Annotated in this window: 5 protein-coding genes; 1 reads left to right on the forward strand and 4 read right to left on the reverse strand. The window is 45.2% G+C overall.

The features are described 5' to 3' along the window. Positions 1 to 109: 109 nt before the first annotated feature. From secA to CES81_RS10725, 4 genes are all read right to left on the reverse strand, one after another. On the reverse strand, positions 110 to 2473 hold the full coding sequence (gene secA / locus CES81_RS10710; RefSeq protein WP_089088191.1) for a preprotein translocase subunit SecA: 2364 nt from the start codon (positions 2471 to 2473) through the stop codon (positions 110 to 112). A 212-nt stretch (positions 2474 to 2685) separates the two neighbouring features. Continuing rightward, positions 2686 to 3240, reverse strand: coding sequence for a ribosome hibernation-promoting factor, HPF/YfiA family (gene hpf, locus CES81_RS10715; RefSeq protein ID WP_089121745.1), 555 nt, complete (start codon positions 3238 to 3240; stop codon positions 2686 to 2688). Positions 3241 to 3398: 158 nt separating this feature from the next. Continuing rightward, positions 3399 to 4079 carry a ComF family protein gene (locus CES81_RS10720; RefSeq protein ID WP_089121746.1) on the reverse strand — a complete coding sequence of 227 codons (681 nt, stop codon included), beginning with the start codon at positions 4077 to 4079 and terminating at the stop codon, positions 3399 to 3401. Then, positions 4072 to 5421: an ATP-dependent helicase ComFA gene (locus tag CES81_RS10725; protein ID WP_089121747.1), complete on the reverse strand. Its 1350-nt coding sequence runs from the start codon at positions 5419 to 5421 to the stop codon at positions 4072 to 4074. Before CES81_RS10725 ends, CES81_RS10720 begins: the two co-directional genes overlap by 8 nt. Before the next feature lie 53 nt (positions 5422 to 5474). Between CES81_RS10725 and CES81_RS10730 the strand changes: the two genes are divergently transcribed. Continuing rightward, the gene (locus CES81_RS10730) at positions 5475 to 6131 is read left to right on the forward strand and encodes a YigZ family protein (RefSeq protein WP_089121748.1); all 657 of its coding nucleotides are present in this window, start codon (positions 5475 to 5477) and stop codon (positions 6129 to 6131) included. Positions 6132 to 6464: the final 333 nt, after the last annotated feature.

The following is a 6464-nucleotide window of genomic DNA, read 5'->3' on the forward strand; positions in this document are numbered from 1 at the left end:
TTTCAATATCAACTAAGCTATTATTTTTGCTAGATACGAAAAATCCGCATGACTAATTCGAGTCATACAGATTTTTCAATTAGCCGGCACTAACGCCGACTGAAGTTTTTTAACGCTTAATGTTTTGGCGAATTTCTGACTTCATGAACAGACGAGTCGCGTCATAATCAATGTCAGCAATCATTTCTTCAAACATCCGGTAGCCATCCTGTTGGTATTCAACCAATGGGTTCAATTGACCATAACCACGCAAACCAATTGAGGTTCGCAGTTGATCCATCACGTCAATGTGATCGGTCCAATGAGAGTCTACCACCCGTAAGATAACAACTTTTTCAAATTCAAGCATTTGAGCTGGATCATAGAGTTGCTTCTTCTTATCTTCATAAACGCCATCAGCTAGACCTTTAAGCAGATCCTTGATCTGGTCAGCAGACTTACCCTTAAGATCGTCCAACTTGATCTTATCCGGACTAACCAGTGCCGAAATAGCAAAGTCTAAAATCGTACTTAAGTCCCAATCTTTTTGTTCGCCTTGCGTATGAAGGTTGACCACGCGATCAATGGTGCGGTCAAACATTGGTTTGATTACCCAACGTAAGGACTCGTCTTCATTAATCACTTTGTTTCTTTGACCATAGATCACTTCACGTTGTGCACGCATCACATCATCGTATTGCAGAACGTTCTTCCGTGAGTCGTAGTTGTTACCTTCAACCCGTTTTTGGGCGGACTCAACCTGACGGCTGATCATCCGGCTCTTGATCACGGCATCGTCGCCTTCAACGTTCATTCGTTCCAAAAAGGCTTTAACCCGGTCAGTACCGAAACGACGGAGCAAATCATCTTCAAGTGACAGGTAGAACTGAGTCAAACCTGGGTCACCTTGACGGCCTGAACGGCCACGAAGCTGGTTATCAATACGCCGAGATTCATGTCGTTCAGTCCCCAGCACAACTAAACCGCCTAATTCACGAACACCGGGTCCAAGTTTGATATCGGTCCCACGACCAGCCATGTTGGTGGCAATCGTAACCGCACCGCGTTGACCAGCATTCATGATAATGTCAGCTTCCTTAGCGTGGTTCTTGGCGTTCAAGACCACGTGCGGGATTTGAGCTTTATCTAGTAACTGTGAAATATATTCAGACGTTTCAACCGCAACAGTACCAATCAAGATTGGTTGACCCTTTTCGTGCAGTTCCTTAACCCGATCGGCAACCGCATTAAACTTGGCTTCCAAGGTTGGGTACAAAACGTCTGGTTCATCGATCCGAATAACCGGTTTATTGGTTGGTACTGAAATAACTTCCATGCTGTAAATCTCACGGAATTCTTCAATTTCAGTCCGGGCAGTCCCGGTCATACCAGCTAATTTATCATACATCCGGAACATGTTTTGGTAAGTGATGTTAGCCATGGTCTTGGATTCTTCTTGAATATCCACGCCCTCTTTGGCTTCAATCGCTTGGTGCAGCCCATCAGAATAACGACGGCCTTCCATCACACGACCGGTAAATGAATCAACGATCAAAACCTCACCGTTTGAGACCACGTAGTCCTTATCACGAAGCATAATGAAATTAGCTCGTAAGGCTTGGTCCAAATGGTGGGTCAAAGCAGTGTTGTCCGTGTCAAAAAGGTTCTTAAGGTTAAAGTATTTTTCAGCCTTAGCGATCCCTTCTTCAGTCAGGGAGACACTCTTAGATTCCAAATCGATCTTGTAATCCGTATCTTCATGCAACGTCTTAGCAAAACGGTCGGTCCGCTGGTACAGCTGCGACGTTCCTTCTGATTGACCTGAAATAATCAGTGGTGTCCGGGCTTCATCAATCAGAATTGAATCCACTTCATCAACGATAGCAAAGTTCAACGGCCGCTGAACCATATCTTCCTTATAAACCACCATGTTATCACGAAGATAATCGAACCCAATTTCTGAGTTGGTGGAATAAGTAATGTCGCAGTTATAGGCTGCCCGCTTTTCTTCGGGTGACTTTTCGGTCAGGTTTAAACCAACGCTTAAGCCCAGCCAGTTATATAACTCACCCATTTCTTCAGCATCACGGGATGACAGGTATTCGTTAACCGTCACAACGTGGACACCCTTACCAGCTAGTGCGTTAAGGTAAACCGGCATTGTTGCGGTAAGCGTCTTACCTTCACCAGTCTTCATTTCGGCAATGTTACCTTCATGCAGCACGATACCACCCATGATTTGAACGTGGAATGGGTATAAACCCAGTACCCGCTTAGCCCCTTCACGAGCAACCGCAAAGGCTTCTGGTAGTAAGTCATCAAGCGTTTCACCATCTTGGTAACGTTTTTGAAATTCTGGTGTTTTTGCTTTTAAATCATCATCAGATAGGTTTTCGTACTCTTTTGAGTAATCGTTGACCTTATCTGCAATTTTGCTGATTCGTCGAAGTTCTCGTTTATCACTTTCGACCCAGCGCTTTAAAAAGTTAGCCATTCTTGATTCCCTTCTGTAAATCTGTTTTCAATTATTATCATTCATTTGATTGCATACCAACAACTAGTCTAACATTTATGTGTGGGTTTTAAAACTCATCTGCCGCTTATATTTTAAAAAAGCAGTGACAGCCGCCTTACACAGCGAATACAAAAGGATCGAAGCCTCAATTAGAATAGCTTCGATCCCTTCACAATTGCATTCTTAAATCATTAATCGCCGGCTTCAATCAGGCCATAACGACCGTCATTGCGACGGTAAACAATGTTGACCGCATCGGTTTCAGCGTCTTCATAGATAAAGAAGTCGTGCCCTAGCATATCCATTTGCAGGATTGCTTCTTCGTTATCCATTGGCTTTAAGGAAACTCGCTTTGTCCGCACGACTTCTAACTTTGAGTTCTTATCGTCGTCATCGTTATCAGCAGTTTCGGGGGTAAATTCAAGGTTTTTGAAGCCCTTTTCACGCGACTTACGGTTGACCTTTGTCTTGTACTTGCGGATCTGACGCTCTAGCTTATCCGTAACTAAATCAATACTTGCGTACAGATCTGGGGACGTTTCTTCTGCTCGTAGCGTTAAGTAAGGCAGCGGGATCGTCACTTCCACCTTTGAATCCTTATTTTGGTACACCTTCAGATTAACATGAGCAGTTGAATCCACGCTTTGCTCAAAATACTTCTCAAGCTTACTGATCCGCTTTTGCACGTAATCCCGGATTGCTTGAGTGACCTCAATGTTTTCACCACGAATATTGAATGTGAGCATAGAACTTCTCTCCCTTCCACAACAAACAAAAGTTGATTTAAGCATGCCTGAAACCGTGGCTTAAATGTTTGTTTTGTTTATAGCTTAATTATAATAGAAAGCGCTACAATACACAATAGTTTAGGGCAGAGAACCGTATTATTCTATGCTGATTGACCTTATCCGTGAGCCAGCGTAAGTCCCATAACCTCACTGGCACCAGCGTTTTGCAGTAATGTAGCTGCGTGCCTAATGGTCCGGCCAGTGGTATAAATATCATCAACGATCAAAACGCGTTTTTTATTAAATTTTTCACTGGCTAAATTAATCACAAACGGTTGCTCAGTTTGCAGACGCTGCTGCCGATTTTTCTCTGATTGGGGCTGCCGCTTAACTAACTCCCGGGTAGCTAAACCATCGGTGGTTTCAACCTTCTCTAATAACCCCGCAACCTGATTAAATCCTCGCTGCTGCAGGGTCGCTGGATTGACTGGAATGGGAATGACTAAATCGGCATCAAACCGTTCAACCTCCCGTTTTATCTGCGTCTGAAAGACGTTTTTTAACCGGTAATCACCATAGAATTTATACTGTGATATATACTGTTTAAGAATATCATTATACCGAAACAGCGCACGGTTTTTAAAGTTTGGCGGCGTTTGCCAGCGAAGACAGTCACTGCAGTATTTTTTTGCGCATAAACGGCCGCAGCCAGTACAAGCTTGATCAACCGGGATCGGCTCTAACTGACCGACACACGTTTGGCAGAGCAGCTCATCTTCAACGGGCTGAAAGTTTAAGACCTGCCAGAGTGTCAGCTGTGGCAAAAGAGGCCTGTGACACAGTAAACATTCAGTCATGAGTATCACCCCTTAATAACCCGGTTTGACGGGCTTTTCGGTTAACAAATTTTATTTGCCGCCGTGCCTCCTTGATGGCCCTAGTCTGGCCCTCAGCAAAGAACGCCACTAGTCCCTCAGGGAACTCGGCTTTGCGTCCAGCCCTGCCCGCGATTTGAACCAATGCGGCGGTAGAAAAAACGGCGTCGTCCGCACCCAGTACGATGACATCAATATCGGCAAAGGTCACACCCCGCTCTAAAATAGTCGTGGTAATCAAACAGTCAAGCACGCCGTCCCTCATTTGCTGGACCTTTTCGTGGCGGTTAACATCCCCCGCGTGAACGGTTGCAGTTTTGAGCGCTGAAAACTGCAATTGGATGATGGCTTGGAGGCGCGTTAAGTCACTGACCCGTGGTACAAACAGAAGGAAGCGGCGTTTTTGGGTCACCATTTTTTTGAGGGTTGCTTTGACAACACTGGGCAAGCGTTGTTTGGCTAACGACTGACGCCACCGGCTAGTCAGCTTTAATTTAATTTCAGGCAGTGGATACCCATGATATCGAGCGGGTAAATAGCTGACCGTCAGTTGTTTTTGTTTCTCCTGGCGCAGTAACGCTTTACTGGGAGTTGCCGTGAGATATAATAAGGCGCCTGCTTCTTTTTTTGCCTGTTCAGCCGCGTAATTTAACCCAGGATCCGCCGCAAACGGGAATGCATCCACTTCATCGACCACTAAAATATCAAAAGCATGGTAGAATCGAAGCAGTTGATGCGTTGTGCAAATTGTCAACTGGCAATAGTGGTAAGGCCTTTTCATCTCGCCATACAGCACAACCTGTGGAATACTAGTGAAGGCGGCCTGAAATCGCGGTGCAAGTTCTAAACAAACATCGATTCTTGGTGACGCAATTCCGATCCGTAATCCCTTCTTCAACGCCTGTTCAATGCCATAAAATAGCATTTCGGTTTTACCGGCACCCGTGACAGCCCACAACAAGTGCGTTTTACCGGCAGTAAAGACCTCATCGATCTGCCGGCTGCAAGCCTTTTGAGCAGCCGTTAATTCTCCCGTCCAGTCCAAGGGGGAATCAGTTCGAACCGCAAACTGGTTTGGCTCTGGTAGTGACCATAGCCACTGACTGGCAGTTACCCGTCCCAATTGAAAACAGTGCGGGCAATAGTAGTCTCCCTGCGGCAGCCGAACCGTTTGCTTCACCGTTCGCTGGCCGCACCGCTGACAAATTACCCACTGATCCGTCACCATCATGGCTGGTCGGCGGATCAATTGTGATTGCCAGCTAGACGCTACCGACAACTGTTCACTTAAAATTTGCCGACCAAATAATTGTTCGATTTGCATGATCATCACCCCTTACTAGACATACATACGTAAGAAATGGAGTAAAGCTAACAATGTCAGAAAATTATTTAACCATCAAAACCAGCGGCTCCCACGAACTGGAAATTAAAAAATCCCGTTTTATCTGCAGTGTCCAGCGGGTCGCCAAAAAAGAAGACGCTGATGCCTTTATTGCGTCGGTGCAGCAAGATAATCCCAAGGCTAACCATAACTGTTTTGCCTATATGGTGGGCAAGCACGATGAAATACAGCGTGAAAGTGATGACGGCGAGCCCTCTGGAACTGCCGGCGTCCCTATTTTAGAAGTTTTAAAACGGATGAAACTTCACGATACGGTGGCCGTCGTTACCCGTTACTTTGGCGGTACTAAACTGGGCGCAGGTGGTTTAATCCGGGCTTACAGCAACTCAACGTCACGGGCCATTGAAAACGTCGGCCTCGTTCAAAAAGTCCTGCAGCAAGATATCGTTTTGAACGTTTCGTACCCGAACTATGAAAAACTCAATTACCATCTTGAACAACAGCAGATTCAGGTCATTGATACAGCTTATGGCAGTGATGTGACGGTTACTATCGCGGTGGCTTTAAACGCAGTTGAACAAGTACAAACCAGCATCATGAACTTGCTTTCTGGACAGGTAACCATTAAAACGGGTGACAAACATTATCATGAGATTGACGTCCCCGTCTATCCTGATGCTGCAGATTAATGAAAATTTGGCGGACCGTTAAGCTGATGACGTCAGATTTTCCCGTGTGAACTACTCGGCACTAAAGTAACGAGCTTCTAGGAACACCGCTTACTTACACAACATTCATAAAATGCTACACAGAGGTTACGGCTATTGACTAAGGGCCGTTTTTGCTCAATACTTTAATCTAGAACACCTGCGCTACAACTCAGATTCCGGCCATTTAACGAAAAAAACGTATTCCGACAAAGTTTGACGGAATACGTTTTTTTGCGTTGAATTCTGGAATCTACCGAGTTGTGACGTGTACCCAAAAAGTTGGAACTAAATAGTTTTATTCTTCTAGGCAAC

The organism is Secundilactobacillus pentosiphilus, from assembly GCF_002217985.1.
GTDB lineage: Bacteria > Bacillota > Bacilli > Lactobacillales > Lactobacillaceae > Secundilactobacillus > Secundilactobacillus pentosiphilus.